16 protein-coding genes and 3 pseudogenes are annotated in these 15295 nt (G+C 41.5%); 11 read left to right on the top strand and 8 right to left on the bottom strand.

All coding sequences use genetic code 11. The features are described 5' to 3' along the window. Positions 1–44: 44 nt before the first annotated feature. On the bottom strand, positions 45–1058 hold the full coding sequence (locus ACHZES_RS21845; RefSeq protein ID WP_395546636.1) for a hypothetical protein: 1014 nt from the start codon (positions 1056–1058) through the stop codon (positions 45–47). A 136-nt stretch (positions 1059–1194) separates the two neighbouring features. On the opposite strand from ACHZES_RS21845, the gene ACHZES_RS21850 reads away from it, so the two are divergent. The 3 genes and pseudogenes from ACHZES_RS21850 to ACHZES_RS21860 form a co-directional block, all read left to right on the top strand. Further along, positions 1195–1311: a spore coat associated protein CotJA gene (locus ACHZES_RS21850; RefSeq protein ID WP_278245565.1), complete on the top strand. Its 117-nt coding sequence runs from the start codon at positions 1195–1197 to the stop codon at positions 1309–1311. Then, positions 1311–1577, top strand: a complete 267-nt coding sequence (locus tag ACHZES_RS21855; RefSeq protein ID WP_038279948.1) for a spore coat protein CotJB — start codon at positions 1311–1313, stop codon at positions 1575–1577. The genes ACHZES_RS21850 and ACHZES_RS21855 overlap by 1 nt, the downstream gene beginning before the upstream one ends. Beyond that, a pseudogene (locus ACHZES_RS21860) lies at positions 1577–1675 on the top strand (manganese catalase family protein); the annotation flags it as partial. The gene ACHZES_RS21855 and the pseudogene ACHZES_RS21860, both read left to right, overlap by 1 nt. 9 nt (positions 1676–1684) lie before the next feature. Here the strand turns inward: ACHZES_RS21860 and ACHZES_RS21865 are convergent. Continuing rightward, positions 1685–3157, bottom strand: coding sequence for a recombinase family protein (locus ACHZES_RS21865; RefSeq protein WP_395546638.1), 1473 nt, complete (start codon positions 3155–3157; stop codon positions 1685–1687). Positions 3158–3450: 293 nt separating this feature from the next. Between ACHZES_RS21865 and ACHZES_RS21870 the strand changes: the two genes are divergently transcribed. Beyond that, positions 3451–3609, top strand: a complete 159-nt coding sequence (locus tag ACHZES_RS21870) for a hypothetical protein (RefSeq protein ID WP_166429710.1) — start codon at positions 3451–3453, stop codon at positions 3607–3609. Between the two features lie 39 nt (positions 3610–3648). On the opposite strand, the gene ACHZES_RS21875 is transcribed toward ACHZES_RS21870, so the two are convergent. Together ACHZES_RS21875 and ACHZES_RS21880 are read right to left on the bottom strand one after the other, a co-directional pair. Continuing rightward, positions 3649–4524: a hypothetical protein gene (locus tag ACHZES_RS21875; protein ID WP_395546639.1), complete on the bottom strand. Its 876-nt coding sequence runs from the start codon at positions 4522–4524 to the stop codon at positions 3649–3651. Between the two features lie 324 nt (positions 4525–4848). Then, complete coding sequence (locus ACHZES_RS21880) at positions 4849–6132, bottom strand: LysM peptidoglycan-binding domain-containing protein (RefSeq protein WP_395546641.1); 1284 nt, start codon at positions 6130–6132, stop codon at positions 4849–4851. A 658-nt stretch (positions 6133–6790) separates the two neighbouring features. Between ACHZES_RS21880 and ACHZES_RS21885 the strand changes: the two are divergent. Further along, positions 6791–6898: pseudogene (locus ACHZES_RS21885) on the top strand (manganese catalase family protein); the annotation flags it as partial. Between the two features lie 30 nt (positions 6899–6928). Here ACHZES_RS21885 and ACHZES_RS21890 read toward each other — a convergent pair. After that, positions 6929–8521, bottom strand: coding sequence for a recombinase family protein (locus ACHZES_RS21890; RefSeq protein WP_395546642.1), 1593 nt, complete (start codon positions 8519–8521; stop codon positions 6929–6931). A 180-nt stretch (positions 8522–8701) separates the two neighbouring features. Between ACHZES_RS21890 and ACHZES_RS21895 the strand changes: the two genes are divergently transcribed. After that, positions 8702–8866 (top strand): hypothetical protein, encoded by a 165-nt coding sequence (locus ACHZES_RS21895; RefSeq protein WP_154523824.1) that lies wholly within the window; start codon positions 8702–8704, stop codon positions 8864–8866. An 89-nt stretch (positions 8867–8955) separates the two neighbouring features. On the opposite strand, the gene ACHZES_RS21900 is transcribed toward ACHZES_RS21895, so the two are convergent. Beyond that, the gene (locus ACHZES_RS21900) at positions 8956–9177 is read right to left on the bottom strand and encodes a hypothetical protein (RefSeq protein ID WP_038279930.1); all 222 of its coding nucleotides are present in this window, start codon (positions 9175–9177) and stop codon (positions 8956–8958) included. Positions 9178–9206: 29 nt separating this feature from the next. After that, on the bottom strand, positions 9207–9359 hold the full coding sequence (locus ACHZES_RS21905) for a CPC_1213 family protein (RefSeq protein ID WP_195841128.1): 153 nt from the start codon (positions 9357–9359) through the stop codon (positions 9207–9209). Between the two features lie 242 nt (positions 9360–9601). On the opposite strand from ACHZES_RS21905, the gene ACHZES_RS21910 reads away from it, so the two are divergent. The 3 genes from ACHZES_RS21910 (at position 9602) to ACHZES_RS21920 (ending at position 12414) form a co-directional block, all read left to right on the top strand. Beyond that, complete coding sequence (locus tag ACHZES_RS21910; protein ID WP_395546643.1) at positions 9602–10084, top strand: RNA polymerase sigma factor; 483 nt, start codon at positions 9602–9604, stop codon at positions 10082–10084. Then, positions 10075–10512 carry a DUF3955 domain-containing protein gene (locus ACHZES_RS21915; RefSeq protein WP_395546644.1) on the top strand — a complete coding sequence of 146 codons (438 nt, stop codon included), beginning with the start codon at positions 10075–10077 and terminating at the stop codon, positions 10510–10512. Before ACHZES_RS21910 ends, ACHZES_RS21915 begins: the two co-directional genes overlap by 10 nt. 237 nt (positions 10513–10749) lie before the next feature. Continuing rightward, a complete protein-coding gene (locus tag ACHZES_RS21920) occupies positions 10750–12414 on the top strand; it encodes a S8 family peptidase (protein ID WP_395546646.1) in 1665 nt (554 codons plus the stop codon). A gap of 65 nt (positions 12415–12479) precedes the next feature. Here ACHZES_RS21920 and ACHZES_RS21925 read toward each other — a convergent pair whose 3' ends face one another. Beyond that, positions 12480–12662, bottom strand: a complete 183-nt coding sequence (locus tag ACHZES_RS21925) for a hypothetical protein (protein WP_395546647.1) — start codon at positions 12660–12662, stop codon at positions 12480–12482. 90 nt (positions 12663–12752) lie between these two features. On the opposite strand from ACHZES_RS21925, the pseudogene ACHZES_RS21930 reads away from it, so the two are divergent. Together ACHZES_RS21930 and ACHZES_RS21935 are read left to right on the top strand one after the other, a co-directional pair. Beyond that, positions 12753–13181, top strand: a pseudogene (locus tag ACHZES_RS21930) (manganese catalase family protein); the annotation flags it as partial. A gap of 154 nt (positions 13182–13335) precedes the next feature. Further along, a complete protein-coding gene (locus tag ACHZES_RS21935) occupies positions 13336–15273 on the top strand; it encodes a cell division protein FtsA (RefSeq protein ID WP_395546649.1) in 1938 nt (645 codons plus the stop codon). Positions 15274–15295: the final 22 nt, after the last annotated feature.

Below are 15295 nucleotides of genomic sequence, written 5' to 3' on the forward strand. Positions count from 1 at the left end.
TCAATAGCGAAAGGAGTCATACATCCTATGGATTCTTATACGAATCAATGGTATCCTGAATATATGACCGGCACAGGCTCGGCCGGCTGGGAATATGCCATGGGGCTAGATATGTCTGTAAGTCCGGGTACGGTAATTCGTCCTGACATGCCGCTTGGTTCGGGTCCTGCAAAATCTGCAGAAAATGGGACCGATCCCATACTCATGAAACAACAGGATATGACCGCAGGTTCCGGCCCGTGGATGCCACCTAAAAGACCAAGATGTTCGGAAACAAGAGGTGAATCTGAAACCAAGGCAGCACCCATGCCAATGAATTGCCAGCCAATGTTATTATGCCCAATGCCGGAAAAGAGCGAGGAGATGCCAGCCCGTACAATGCCGGAAAAATGCATGCCGGAAAAATGCAGAGTGATGCCAGCTTGCCCGATGCCAGAAAAATGTATGCCTGAAAAATGCAGGGAGATGCCAAACTGCATGATGCCTGAAAAATGCATGCCGGAAAAATGCAGAGTGATGCCAGCCTGTCCAATGCCGGAAAAATGCATGCCGGAAAAATGCAGGGAGATGCCAAACTGTATGATGCCTGAAAAATGCATGCCGGAGAAATGCAGGGAGATGCCAAGCTGTATGATGCCGGAAAAATGTATGCCGGAAAAATGCAGGGAGATGCCTAGCTGCATGATGCCGGAAAAATGCATGCCGGAAAAATGCAGAGTGATGCCAGTCCGCACAATGCCAGAAAAATGCATGCCGGAGAAATGCAGGGAGATGCCAAGCTGTATGATGCCGGATAAATGCATGCCGGAGAAATGCAGGGAGATGCCAAGTTGTATGATGCCGGAGAAATGTATGCCGGAGAAATGCAGAGTGATGCCAATTTGCCCAATGCCGGAGAAGTGTAGGGAGATGCCAGCCCGCACAATGCCGGAGAAATGTAAGGAGATGCCAGCCCATACGATGCCAGCCCATACGATGCCAGCCCACATAATGCCAGAGAAATGTATACCAGTATGCGTCATGCCGGTAAAATGCCCGGAAAAAGAGAAGGAAGCCATGGCACCTATGAAATGCCCGAATATGGCAACAAGCCCCGCTGTTGTAAGGTGTCCGGAAATGCCATCAGGCACTGCTCCAGCAATGCCTGCACCCATGCCAGCTCCTGCTGAAAATATCGACATGTTTCCAGTTGGAATGGCGTATGTACCATGGCAGTGCTGGCAGGAAGTATATCCGATAGATGTGGCCATAAATATGGGAACCATCTTCCCGGACCTGAGTTTACCATTTATCATGGGGGGGTGCCAGTGATGATAGGCTATAATGTTGATTGCGATATGCTGTTAAAGCAGGTGTATGAAACCAGCTTTGCAATGGATGATGTGGTTTTGTATCTTGACACCCATCCAGACGATCAGGATGCTTTAGAATATTTCTTTTATGTAATGGGTATGCGGCAGCAGGCAGTGATGGCATATGAAGCGCAGTGCGGCCCTCTGATGGTTGAAGGAGTAATGGATGAAAATTACTGGACCTGGATCAATGATCCATGGCCATGGGAAGGAGTGTGCGGCTAATGTGGAGGTATGAAAAGAGATTACAGTATCCGGTAAATATAACGACTCCCAACCCTAAGATTGCTTCCTTTATTATTAGTCAGTATGGTGGCCCAGACTGTTAAAACTTATGATAGATAGTAATAAAAAGAAAAAAGGCTGGATTTCCGGTCAAAAACGATCTTTTTTACAACACCTCTCAGCACATTACCTTTTGTTTCGTAATCAATATCTGGATTAGAAACTATCTCATATACCGCTGAAATCCGCCGGAGTAGTTCCGCCTTATCGGGAACGGATTCCGGTACACTTGCAGCCTTTTCACGGACTTGAACAAAGTTAACTTCCAGTTCCTCACGTTCCATCTTCAGACGAAGTTTATTTTGCTTGTATTCTTCCAAGGTGTCTATTTCGTTTTCATACGCTTCCCGGATACGACGCTCCTTGATTTCCATACGGGCCATAGCTTCCTGAAAGGCAATTTCTTCTCCCTTGACCGCCTGATCTGTTTTACGAATGTATTCATATTCTACAACTTCGGTTGAGATGACTTTTTGCAGAGAATCAAGCACTGCCTTTTCTGCAATACGGGCAGATATGCTGCAGGAGTCGGGGTGTATACCTTTGGCATATTTCCAGCATTGGAAGAAATCGGGGCGCTTTTTCTGGTCATTGGAGCGGTTAAATCCCAGGCTGCCGCCACAAGTGCTGCATTTTAAAAGTCCGGAAAGCCAGTGGGAAGTGGAAGAAACGTCCCTGCGGTTTACTGGTCTGTATTCTGATTCTATCCGTTTTTGGACATCGTGGAAAATACTGCAGACTGATGGACGGGTTTCATGAGTCCCTTGAAAGGTAATTCCATTCCAATTTACCTCCCCTATGTAGAAACGGTTGGTGAGAATCCGGCAGATGGACCGGCGGTCAAAGAAGTTGCTCCGGCGGCTGCGGAAGCCGTATTGATTCGCCTCTCTTGCAATGGCGTTCATATCCTTTCCAGAATAGTATGCCTGGAAGATGTATTCAACAACAGGGTAATACTTCTCATCTATGATGAAGGGCTTTCCTTCTCCAACGGCTAAGTAGCCCAGGCAGGGCGTGGCCTGATAGCCTGAACGCAGGGCTTTTTCTGTCATGCCACGAAGAACCTCCCCGGAAAGATTAATAGAATAGTATTCATCAAACCATTCAATGATGGTTTCAATAAGCCTGCCGAACATGCCTTCCATGATTGGCTCTGATACACTTTTAATTTCAATACCGCATTTTTTCCGGAGAATGCCTTTATAAAACGTGCTTTCTTCCTGGTTACGGGCAAACCGTGAGAATTTCCATAAGTAAAGACGGCTAAAGGGGGCCGGCTTCTGGGATTTTGCAATGGCAATCATGCGCTGAAATTCGGGTCTGTTTTCTGCCTTTCGCCCGGAGATCCCCTTTTTTTCAATAAAAATAAATTCTTTGGGGATTATAAAGCCGTCCGCTTTGGCTGAATCCATGATGACACGGGCCTGAGCATCAGGGGATAGCTCTGTCTGGTCATCGGTGCTTACGCGAATATATGCGGCGCCGATCTCCAGAGGGTGTGATTTAGATAATGGTTTCATTATATCATCTCCTGTTTGAATATATGATTTTTGAGTATAAAAAATACGCCCCTTGTCAGGACGTTCCGTAAATGATTTGATTCTATTGATCAGAAAGAACAAACACCCTCCATCATTATGTTTATCTTCCTGATGCTTTAAAGTTTGTATAAAATCTATATGAGCTTTAAGGCGCTCTGGAGATAATCCCCTTGTTGCATGAAACAGCGAAAGAAACCAAGCAAAGATTATCGGAAAGGGGCAGAAACAAGTACAAACAGTTCTGCATACAATCTACCGAAAGGGGTGACTGTATGAAAAAAGAGCCAGTTATTGAGAACTTTATAGAGATTGATGGCAGGGATGTTTTGATAGATTCTCTACCAATTGAGGAACGTGAAAGAATTGGCATTTTGATTCAAGACAAAATGATGGAATTAGTTGGATACAGAAGAAAGAATGCATCCGGCTGAGGCCGGAAAATTGACCACAGCCAAAGCTCTGGCCAGAGATTAGGATTTCCTTTGCGATACACGGGTCATTATCAAGCCTGTCAGAACACCGAAAAGCAGCATAGACAAAAACATTTCGATAAAATGCGCCCATCTGACCGCATCAGGGAAAAGAAAGTTCGGAATGATGAGCACAATAGCCGTACATAGGTATATCAGGCAGATATTAATGATAAACTCTATCCGGCGACTCCAACCCATATACAACGGCAGCAAAGCGGCTACCCCAAACAGGACGCCTCTTGTAAATTGGAATGGGTAGATGGCCGGATTCTCTCTCCAGTTTTGTCTGAGCTTAGCCCAAAAGCCTATGTCCTGCGTAGCGCCGGAGTAAAATAACCGCACGGCATCCGATTTCCACGCGACAAAATAACCGAAAACAAAGTATACGATCATATAGGCAAACCCGACCATTGAAATGCTTATCACGAGCTTCTTCACATCGATTGGGATAACAGAAACGGGTTCGTTCGATTTTCCTTTGCTCCACATTTTAACAGCCAATGGAACGGATGCTAAAAGCGGTAAAATACTTGCCAGCATAATCAACAGAATATCGCTTTTGGAGATAACGGCAAACACGCTCCCAAAGAACAATGTTTCACTCTGAGTCAAAACCGGATGAACCAGGCTAATCATGGCGATTACGCCGAGGGCTAGTTTTACGCCTTTCCACTTTGTATGGGATACAGTATAGCAGATAGTAGAGCTAAACCACAGGCAGCTAATCGCTACAAACAGTAGATCCAAAGGCCCCGCCGTCGTACGCGCGCTAGCTTCCATAAACGCCTGTGAGTATGGCATCATACCATTCACAAGAATAAATACTATTGAATATGTTACGTAAACTACTAAAAATTTGACTATGTTTTTCATATGGCCCCCTGATTTATTCTATTATTGTTTATCTGTATCAACTCTTTCAAAATATTTACAGAAAGTTTTGATAAACCATGGAGAGAATGAAGACGGTTGTATTCTATATAGTATAGATTGAAGCTGATAAAAATGCAATCAGATATACGGCACGGATACTATGATATCCCGTCTAGAAGAGGGCGGCAAGATGGCAACAGATCCGATCACGCTCACTCCGGATCAGGATGGGGTGCTGCAGTATCCGGGAATGAAAAACAGTAAATTAAAAAGGCGGTTTTCCGCATTCCGGGCCCGCCTTTAAAAAGTACTTTGCATGGACGCTTAAAACTTCTGGATGTAGTATTGAGTATTAATAATAAACCACATTTGTGCATCAAATTTCATAACAGTCCAAAAAGATAAGCCCTGGAGATTATATTCTTCTACCAGTCTAGCCCTTGCGTCAAAACTTCTTGCATCTTTAGTCCATACTACATGCAGAGTTCCATCACTATCCATATAGTAAAAGTAGGGTGATTGTGCTGCTTCATTAAATTGTATTGGTATACCATTTTCCGCTGCAATTTGTACTGCTCTGTCATATGATATTACAGTAGCTTCTGTGGCACCAGGAACATAGGGAAGTGTCCAATCATAACCTAAAGCAGTAACACCTAGAAGTATTTTTTCAGAGGGAATAATACTAACCATGTAATCTAACAACTCTCTTAAGACATTAACCGGAAAAATTGCATTTGGATAGCTGTAAGTCCTTGCCCAATCATAAGAAGAAAGTAAGATTCCATCTACAAACTCAACTAATTTTGAATAGTCTATTTTTTCAAAACTAATATTAGGGGTATTAATATTTGTAGCAGGCGTTATGGTAATTAGTACCCTGAAACCTTCTGCATGAAATTTTGCAGCGGCCCTTTCTAGAAATTCTGCAAAGATATTTAAGTTATCATAGTTGATTGATTCTATATATATGTTTATTCCATTAAAACCTTTCATTTTCAGTATTTGAAGAACATTATTAATCAGGCGATCCTGCACAGAAGGATCACTTAAAATTTTAAAGGAGACTTCACGGCTAATTATTCCTTCTCCCGTCATAGTAGAAACAAACATCATGGGAGCAGTACCATAAGTTTTAGCCAGCTGGATAAGTTCAGTGTCGTCAGCACTGGAGATAATTTCTCCTTCACTTGTGGCCCTATAATCAAATATGGTCAGATAAGATAAAAAAGGAAGTGTTTTTTTAAAAACAGATTTATCTATAAAAGGAAAGATATAACCACTAGTGGCAATCGTTCTTGATTTATTCGTTTGATAGCGAATGACTATGGATTCACCAACGTATAAACTTTCTCTATCAGAGAGATAGGGATTGTTTCTAAGTAATTCCATAGGTGTAGTACCATGCTGCTTTGCAATACTCTCCAAAGTATCACCAGCCTGGACGGTATAGAGTGTTTCAGGTTGAACAATCACAATTGTTTGGCCTACTGCTAAATTGCCAGGGTTTGTAATTCCGTTTTCCAATATTAGTCTGTCAACGGGGATTTTGTAATACTCTGAAATGGAATTGATTGTTTCACCGGGTTGGACAATATGTATGACCATGGATTTCCTCAAATGATCTTATTAATCTATTGTATGTTAAGCTTACATATTATAGCATCATAGTATAAAAAATAATATGTATCTCAACAGCCTTACGAAATGACTAAGGCAACTTCGATCGATAGCAATGATGAAGGCGGGCATCCTGTATTCCGGGCCCGCCATATTTCAAGAAGTTAAAGGTAATAGTAACGGTATCCCTTTTTCCTGTTATTAACTAATAAAGTGCAGGTAACGGCACGCATGCCACCTCATCAATCAAATCAGGATCAAAACCAAAGAAAGTCCATCTTCTTCCTGTCCAGCGGTATCCTAACACTGCACCATATTGTACACTAATTGGATAATACCAAAACTCATCACCTATCCGTGGCCATACATACGTACACATGAACATACAATCAATAATATATGAATTTCTTGGTTTTCTGGGAGGAACTCTTGGAGGAGGAGTAGTAGGTGCTCCAAAAGGTGGGGGATAATTTGTCATCACATGACTCCAATTACTTACTATAAATTATAATATGAAGTGCGACAATATTTGTTCTATCATTCAGGCATATTTTGCCATGTCTTTTAACTCCCATTCGTTTTCCTGCCTATTCTCACCCGATACTCTGAAAAGGGGCTTATTTAGCATACTGAGTTTTAGAAGTCCGGGGGGCCAGATGGAGAAATGGGAGCTTCCATGCGTTATCTTTCCCAACGCTATGCCATGCCTTATAAAGAATGTAAAGGACTTTTGACAGATATTGGAACAGAGGAATCTGTACTTAGCAGATATCCGTCAAAAGCCTTATAAATCCATGTAGGGAAGCCTTAAGTAAACATCCAGCGAAAATAGGTCATTTCCCTGCCCCAGGCGATTGCCTTTTTTAATCTTCGTATAATACACATGGTCTACCACCTGTTTGAGAAGAATATTTTTCTTAAGAGGATCTTCTGTTTTTGTGTACGACCTTAATATTCCTTCAAAGTAAGGGATAAATTCCTCCTTCTTTGCGATATGCTCCTTGATTTCAATGATTTCACCCTGGATAGTCTCCATAAGCTTATTGTTTTCATCGATCTTCCTTGTTAGCTCATCACATCTCTTGCGGAACAAATCCAAAGAATAAACTTGCTGTTCAAAATAGTCATATACCATCTCGAGCTGTTTATCGAGGATAAAAGCTTCATTCTGATACCCAGCTAACACTGACATTTTCCTGTCTATTACTTCCGTCCAATCTCCGGTATCCTCATTCTGTATTATGATCTTATAATCGCTCAAGTATCTTTCCAAGAACTGTAATAGGCGCTCTTCAACTAAATAATAAAAAGAACCAACGGTAGGGCAGTTATGAGTTTTACACAAAATGGTTTCTGTAGGATTTTTAGAGCCTGGAGGACGGCGATACATTGACATTTTACATTCACTGCAATAGATCAGACCGGCCAAAGGGGATTTGGTTGTGGAGAAGGTAGGGGGCCTGAAATTAGCTTTCAGTTTCTTTTGGGCGGCATAAAAAATACTTTCATCTATTATTGGAGGATGCAAAGCGTCAAATATTTCACAATCCGCATTGATTGGGCGTGACCGTTTCGGTACACCATTTTCTATGATTTTGATCTGCTTGCGCTTTCCGGTTTCCAGCTTCCCTATGTAAGCGTAGTTTCGTAACATTCCCCTGATCACACTGGTTTCCCAGTGATCTGATTTACGAGGGGGGATCTTCATATCATCAAGAAGATGGGCTATTTGTGTGGTGCCAAGCGGGATGTTATCCGATTCAGGGGTTCCTGTTGTAAACAACTGAAAAACAAACTGTACAATTTTGGATTCCTCCGGAAGGGGCTTTAAGGTGAAACCCTTCTCATGAGGAAGCTTCATTCTCTCGTACCCATAAGGAGCAACATTGCCGGTCCATTTTCCCTCTTTCACAGATGCACGTCGTCCATTTTGCAGGCGGCGGTTGATTACTTTATATTCTCGCCGGCTCATAAAAAGGCCGAATTCTGCATATTCTTCGTCAAATTCATCGTTGGGATCGTAGGTTTTCATGGGGGTAATGATTTTTGTATTGCCGTACTTGAATGTTTCCATGATAAGGCCCTGATCTCTGGTATCTCCACGAGCCAGACGCTCCAGCTCTATGACAAGTACGCCCTCTGGACGATTGTTTTCTATGTCAGAGATCAACTGCATCATTTCTGGCCGGGCAGCAATGGTTTCGCCAGATACGACTTCCCGATAAACGTGAGATATGGTAATACCCAACTGCTCTGCAAGTTCGTTTAATCGGTTTTCATGACGGGCCAGGGTTTCGCCTTCCCCATGAGCTTCTGCATCGCGGTCTTCTCTGGATTTTCTGAGGTACATATAATAAGTTCCTGACAGATCTAACATTATATCATCTCCTTATACAGTTTATTGTATTTTGAGCACAAAAATACGCCCTTGCCTTTCCGAAAATGATATTCGCCTGGCATAAGGCGGTACCATGCAAGGATTATGAGAGGGGGGAAAGAAGTACGCAACAAGTACAACCAATGTTGCATAGCTTTAAGCGAAGGGGAGGTGCCGTGCATGGTAGTTTTTGAAATGAAAATAGGAAATACCATTGTCCGTGGCCATGATGACTGCGTTGTAAGAACAGCAGCGGAACGTCAGGAAATCCTGGATAACATTGGTCGAATTGCTGCTGGTATTTATCGGGATAAGGAAAAGAAGCAAAAGGAAGGAACCGGCTGAGGCCGGAGCCATTGGACAAGCTTAAAAAGAAAGAATAGGGGGTTTTCCCCTACTCTTATATAGTAATGACTTTCTCGACAAGGTTTTTCTTAGAAATCATTAGATTGGTTCTGTATCTTGCATCCAACATTTTCGATACAAGATTTAATAGAATTCTCGTCTGTTGATTGATTGTATCCAACTTCAATTGAACCTCTTGTGGCATCAATATTAACCGTAGAGATTCCGTCTACCTTATCTAATGCATTTTTAAGTTGAGTTTTAATCTCCGTATTCTGTATGCCTGATATATCATAGTGAACTTTATTCATAAGATAACTCCTTTCTTTTGTGATATATTCTAAGATTCTTTATCTTTCGAATTATCTGCCTTTAATCCAAACACGGCCCGCGCGCTTTCAGCTTGTGGATTATGGTTGATATGTTTTGAATGAAAGGTACCATCTTCCTTTTTATGATTCTTTGTACTTTTTTTTGAATTATCTGTGCTCATAATTCACCTCCTAATATTTTTAGTATGTCATTCGTTTCATCATTTGATACTGTGATTGCGTTCCAATTAAAGCCAGTTAATTGTATTACGCATGAGTAGTTAGGGAACAAATTAAAATAACAAATATTTAATATTGCTAGCTAGCTGAATATAGGATAAATTTAATTAGAAATACTAAAATTAGAAAAAATTGTAACGAATTCGATTCTCCGTAGTCTTATATATGAAAGCGAGGTGAAAAAGTGACGGACTTCAATGAAATATACAGTCTTTACTTTAGGGATGTCTATAAATATGTTTTGTCAATAAGTAGGGATGAAATGATTGCGGAAGAAATAACACAAGAGACATTTTTTAAAGCTTTAAAAAATATCGATAAATTTGATGGAAAGTGCAAACTTTATGTGTGGTTATGTCAAATTGCAAAAAATACATTCTTCACATACAGGAAGAAAGAAAAGTATCATGAGGACTTGACTGAGGCGGAAAATATTCTTGTTGAGTCAACGATTGAGCAGAGCCTGTTATCGAAAGATTCTGTATTTAACATACACAAAGAGCTCCATCGTTTAGATGAACCCTATAAGGAAGTTTTTATGCTGCGGGTGTTTGGAGATTTATCCTTTTCACAGATCGGCAGCTTATTTGAAAAAACAGAAAGCTGGGCGAGAGTCACTTACCATCGAGCAAAAATGAAATTAAAGGAGAGAATGGAATGCGAATAACATGTGAAATAATAAACGACCTGCTCCCATTGTATCATGATAATGTATGCAGTGAGGATAGCCGCAAATTAATCGAAGAGCATTTATTAACCTGTGGAAAGTGCCGTGACGAATTGAAGCAGATTGACATAGAGATAAAAGCGGTTAAAAATACGGAGGAGGTAAAAGTTATGAATAATATTGCAAAGAAATGGAAACAGGATAGATGGTCTTCTTTTTTCACCGGCACATTACTTTTTTCTATTTTTGCCAGTGTGGGGTGTCTGGTGGCATATAATATAATCGGCAGTTATGTGACTGCAGAAGGATTTCTGGTAGAACCTTTTGCCTTGATTCCGCTAGCCTACCTGTTTGGACTGTCTGCACTGTCGTCAGGAATTATTCTGGGGATTATTGCTTTAAAGAGGCGCATGGTAAATACTAAATAAGGGATTGTAGGTAAGTGGGGGGGGGGGTAAGGGAGTTAGAATAATAATTGGAGTAGCTGCAGTGCTTATTATTGTGATGGGAATAAGTAATTTTCTTTAATTAAATAACATTGAGAGGCGGCCCCCCCTTCCGCAGTCCTGACTTTGGAAGTATAATTCCAATCAATCCACATAACTATATTATTTTTTGCATAATATTAAAAAAATGTCTACTGTTCATAAGGAAAGTGGTAATTTATGGAGAAAGTTTTGGACAATAATTATTACGACTTGATTGTCGAAAATACAATAGGCCAGGTTTACAATGAAGATGTAACCCCTTTGAATGAGACACATCACATATTACATGTTAGTACATCTAAAATAAATATCTGTGACCCAAGTCAGATTCCTTATTATTCTTTACCTGAGTTATATACTCCGATAGCGATAATTGATAGAAATAAAGCAAACAATGAAAGCTTTCAGTTTCATTCTGAACCTGCTTTTCATGGCAAAGATATTATTATTGGCATTTTAGGCACAGGGATTGATTATCAACATCCAGCATTTCTTAATAATGATAAGACTACACGCATCATTTCTATATGGGATCAGTCAGAACAAAGTGGTACGATTCCTGCAGGTTTTACTTTTGGCAGTGAATATACCAGAGAAACGATTAATCAAGCATTGACATTAAAGGATCCGTTGTCCATAGTCCCATCCATTGACACAAACGGACAAGGAACAGCGATTGCAGGCATGATCGCCGGCAGTCCTGATCCAAATCAGTCATTTAGCGGTATTGTGCCAGAATCTGAACTTTTGATTGTAAAACTTAAGGAAGCAAAACAAAATCTAAAACAGTTGTTTTTTGTTCCGGATGATTCATTGTGCTTTCAAGAGACGGATTTAATACTTGGAATAAGGTATTTAATTACTGTATCACAAAACTTAAATCGTCCTTTAGTTATATGCATTGCATTAGGGAGTAATCAAGGCGGCCATGATGGAGTTAGCGCTATCAGTATTTATTTAAACGGTATTGCAGAATTGCCCAATATTGGAGTTTCGATTGCATCAGGAGATGAGGGAGATAAAGAAAGGCATTACTTTGGCTATACTTATTCCGAACCATATTATCATGATTTTCAATTGAATGTAGGGGGAAGTGACAAATTATTTTCTATGGAAATTTGGCCTTATGCGCCAAGTAACTTATCTATTGAGATTGTATCACCTTTGGGGGAATCTACAAACAGTATTTATCCTTCATTTGCTTGTAATGAGATTACTTTTGAGCAAAGCCAAAGTATTCTCTTTGTTAATAATTTTGTTTTTCAAAGTGGAAGAAGAAATCCATTAATTTTAATACGTTTTAAAAATCCTTATCCGGGAACATGGCACTTTCGTATTTTAGGTGTAGAAACTACACCATTTTCTTTTCATGCGTGGTTACCTTCTGAAAATCTTATAACGAATGAGACCTTTTTCTTTGATGCAAACCCGGATACTACTATAACTGCACCAGGAAATACGGTTGATCCCTTAACCGTTACTGCCTATAATCAAATCAATAATAGCATTTTAACTGAATCCGGAAGAGGTTATACTAGATTACGTGTCATTAAGCCCGATATAGCGGCTCCTGGTTACCAGATCCCGTGTGCGGTTCCAGAGGACCAGTATGGAGTAATTAGCGGAACCGGAGCAGCTGTTGGATATGCAGCGGGGGCCATGGCTATAGCCTTGGAGTGGGCTAGTGTTAAAATCAATTATATTAATTTAAATGGGAATCAAATTAGAGGACTATTAACATTTAATGCTCTGCGTGACCCAAATGTAACCTATCCAAATAATATATGGGGATATGGAAGATTAGATATTCAAAATTTATTAAATATGCTTTTAAGTTCTTAATTAAAATGGAAAGCAATTTCGAACCAAGTGTCACCCTACGAAAAAGAGGTAGGGCGTCTAAAACTCTACCTCTTATAATACTGTTCATACCATCTTGCTTTTCTTGTGTATCCTGTTTTTTCTTCTTTCCTCTCAACTGATTCCCTAAAAAACCCGCAAGCTCTATTAGTGGTAGCACAGCCCGCTGCATCTGCATTGTAGTTAGGACATTTATTAATATCTGGCTCAAGTCCACACAATCCTGCCATAATTAGCATCACCTCCTGATACAAGTATACGAACAAATGTTCGATAAGTCAAAAGGAATTATTTGGAACGGTGTTTATTACTGATACCTATTAAGTACCAACGAGCTAGCTCACCTTGAGATCGTAGCAACCATTGTTCACCAGCTGACAAGAAACTTAACGCCGGAGCAGATTGTAGAATCAGGTTTTGGTCCTTACTACATTGACCACACGACAGGTATTTGGCCTCAGTCTGCTGGGGGTGTTCCGTTTACTGCCAACCAATTTCAGTCAAAGGGAGATCCGATTACTGATCTTGTAGAGGATATGGCGGCAGAGCAGAAAGCAAGGAGTACTTACGATAACATTCTTCGTGTTATTACGGATCCGGAAGTCTGTGATCCAATTCGCTTTTTAAGAGAACGGGAAATCGTTCATTTCCAGAGGTTTGGGGAAGCTTTAAGAATCACCCAGGATAATCTGGACAGCAGGAATTTCTATGCATTCAATCCAAGCTTTGATATTAGAGATCAGTGCTGATAAAAACAGGCCGCAGCGTAAGTACTTAAGCTGCGGCCTGTTTTACTATGACAATATGAACTCTTTTACCCTAAAATTTTCCTTTATTCGATTGACGGAGGCTGTTTATACTAGTAGAATAAAGACAAATATACAAGAGAATGGGGCATTATTTATGGATAACAGACATAGTATTTTGACAGACACACTTCCGGATCAGGCTGTTTTCGCTCTGGATATTGGAACCCGGAGCATCATCGGTATGGTGGGCATGCCTGATGGGGACAGAATTCATATCGTTGCCATAGAGAGAGCCGAGCACACAAAACGGGCGATGATTGACGGCCAGATCGAGGATATCGATCAGGTGGCAAAGATCGCAGGCCAGGTCAAGGACAGGCTGGAGAAAAAGCTTGGGTGCAGGCTTGATAAGGTCTCTGTGGCCGCCGCCGGAAGAGCACTTAGGACAGAAAGCGTGACCTATGAGATGGAGCTCTCCAGGCCTCAGAAGATCGATGTGGAATCCGTCAGCCGTCTGGAGGCAGGTGCAATCAGTGAAGCAGAAAAGTTATTTATGAATAGAGATGACAAGGATTCGGACCGGCAGTTTTACCTGGTTGGATATACGGTAAGCCGCTATTACCTGGATAACTACATGATTTCCAATCTGATCGATCATCATGGTCGGGTTTTAAAAGCCGATATTATAGCGACTTTTCTACCAACTGAGGTGGTGGAAAGCCTTTATGCGGCCATGCATAAAATCGGTTTGGAGGTTGCAAGTCTTACCTTGGAGCCGATTGCAGCCATTAATGCGGCGATACCTCAGAATATCCGCCTGTTGAATCTCGCGATGGTGGACATAGGGGCGGGAACCTCCGATATAGCAGTCTGTAGGGATGGCTGCGTGACCGGATATACCATGGCCATTCTTGCCGGAGACGAGATCACCGAGACTATTATGAAGGAGTATCTGGTTGATTTTGATACGGCAGAAAAGATCAAAGCAGATATTGACGAAGGAGCGGAGCTTCATTTTACAGATATCCTGGGATTTGAGCAAATAATCACACGGGAATCCATCTTTGAGTGCATCAAAGAAGCGTCCTCCAGGCTTTGTGAGGAGATATCAGCAAAAATCCTGGAGGTGAACGGCGGGATGCCGTCGGCAGTATTCCTGGCAGGGGGCGGAAGCAGGCTGTCCGGCTTAAAAGAGGGGATCGTAGAGCATTTGAAGATTGACGCCAAAAGAGTCGCCATTGCCGGAAACAATTTTAAAATCAATGCCTATTCGGATGAGTATGACCTTGAGAATCCGGAATTTGCCACACCTCTCGGAATCGTTATATCTGCAGGATTCAGCATTGTCAATGACAGTTTCCGCGTCATATTAAATGACAGACCGGCGAAGCTCTTTCGAAACGGAAGCTTTACGGTTATGGATGTGCTTATGATGAATGGCTATAATTATCAGGACATGATTGGGCGTTCCGGTCAGAATCTGGTGGTGAGCGTCAATGGAAAAAGAACTGTCTTTTATGGAGAGAAAGCAGAGCCGTCTGTCTTAACGCTTAATGGAGAAGAAACTCAGCTTTCTGATTCGGTAAATACGGAGGACTGGATCGTGTTCATACCTGCCACCCGTGGTAAGAATGCTTCTGCGATGCTCTCCGACGTGGCAGAGCTTGGAAAAGGGAACAAAGTGCTGGTAAACGGCGAGGAGGCGAAGAAAGATGCGCCCCTAAAATCCGGTGACAACATTGTAATAGAAACAACAGAGGCTGAAGTAAAGGAAGAGCCGGTACTAAATGACGGTGAGGAGAAGACGGAAGAAGCCGATTCCAGTGCTCCAGCCCACCAGACAGGTAATAAGCAAGGGGAAAAGAGCCGCGAGAGCAAGGGGAAGATCACATTCTTTCTGAATAACAACCCTTTGACCCTTCCCTTAAAGCCGGACTACCGGCCATATTATCTGATGGACATGCTGGAATATTCCGGAATTGATTTTAAAAACGTAACCGGACAGGTGGTATTAGAAGTGAATGGGGAAAGCGGATATTTTCAGCAGGAATTACATAGCAGAGACCGCATCATGATCTACCAGGTCAAATAGGATTTAAAGGAGAATGACTATC

This window comes from Lacrimispora sanguinis (assembly GCF_044987295.1).
GTDB lineage: Bacteria > Bacillota > Clostridia > Lachnospirales > Lachnospiraceae > Lacrimispora > Lacrimispora celerecrescens_B.

Bases quoted from the DNA above. Each gene is read 5' to 3' on its own strand.
- ACHZES_RS21845 (WP_395546636.1), bottom strand. From the start codon at position 1,058: ATGGCTTCCTTCTCTTTTTCCGGGCATTTTACCGGCATGACGCATACT.
- ACHZES_RS21850 (WP_278245565.1), top strand. From the start codon at position 1,195: ATGGCGTATGTACCATGGCAGTGCTGGCAGGAAGTATATCCGATAGAT.
- ACHZES_RS21855 (WP_038279948.1), top strand. From the start codon at position 1,311: ATGATAGGCTATAATGTTGATTGCGATATGCTGTTAAAGCAGGTGTAT.
- ACHZES_RS21865 (WP_395546638.1), bottom strand. From the start codon at position 3,157: ATGAAACCATTATCTAAATCACACCCTCTGGAGATCGGCGCCGCATAT.
- ACHZES_RS21870 (WP_166429710.1), top strand. From the start codon at position 3,451: ATGAAAAAAGAGCCAGTTATTGAGAACTTTATAGAGATTGATGGCAGG.
- ACHZES_RS21875 (WP_395546639.1), bottom strand. From the start codon at position 4,524: ATGAAAAACATAGTCAAATTTTTAGTAGTTTACGTAACATATTCAATA.
- ACHZES_RS21880 (WP_395546641.1), bottom strand. From the start codon at position 6,132: ATGGTCATACATATTGTCCAACCCGGTGAAACAATCAATTCCATTTCA.
- ACHZES_RS21890 (WP_395546642.1), bottom strand. From the start codon at position 8,521: ATGTTAGATCTGTCAGGAACTTATTATATGTACCTCAGAAAATCCAGA.
- ACHZES_RS21895 (WP_154523824.1), top strand. From the start codon at position 8,702: ATGGTAGTTTTTGAAATGAAAATAGGAAATACCATTGTCCGTGGCCAT.
- ACHZES_RS21900 (WP_038279930.1), bottom strand. From the start codon at position 9,177: ATGAATAAAGTTCACTATGATATATCAGGCATACAGAATACGGAGATT.
- ACHZES_RS21905 (WP_195841128.1), bottom strand. From the start codon at position 9,359: ATGAGCACAGATAATTCAAAAAAAAGTACAAAGAATCATAAAAAGGAA.
- ACHZES_RS21915 (WP_395546644.1), top strand. From the start codon at position 10,075: ATGCGAATAACATGTGAAATAATAAACGACCTGCTCCCATTGTATCAT.
- ACHZES_RS21920 (WP_395546646.1), top strand. From the start codon at position 10,750: ATGGAGAAAGTTTTGGACAATAATTATTACGACTTGATTGTCGAAAAT.
- ACHZES_RS21925 (WP_395546647.1), bottom strand. From the start codon at position 12,662: ATGGCAGGATTGTGTGGACTTGAGCCAGATATTAATAAATGTCCTAAC.
- ACHZES_RS21935 (WP_395546649.1), top strand. From the start codon at position 13,336: ATGGATAACAGACATAGTATTTTGACAGACACACTTCCGGATCAGGCT.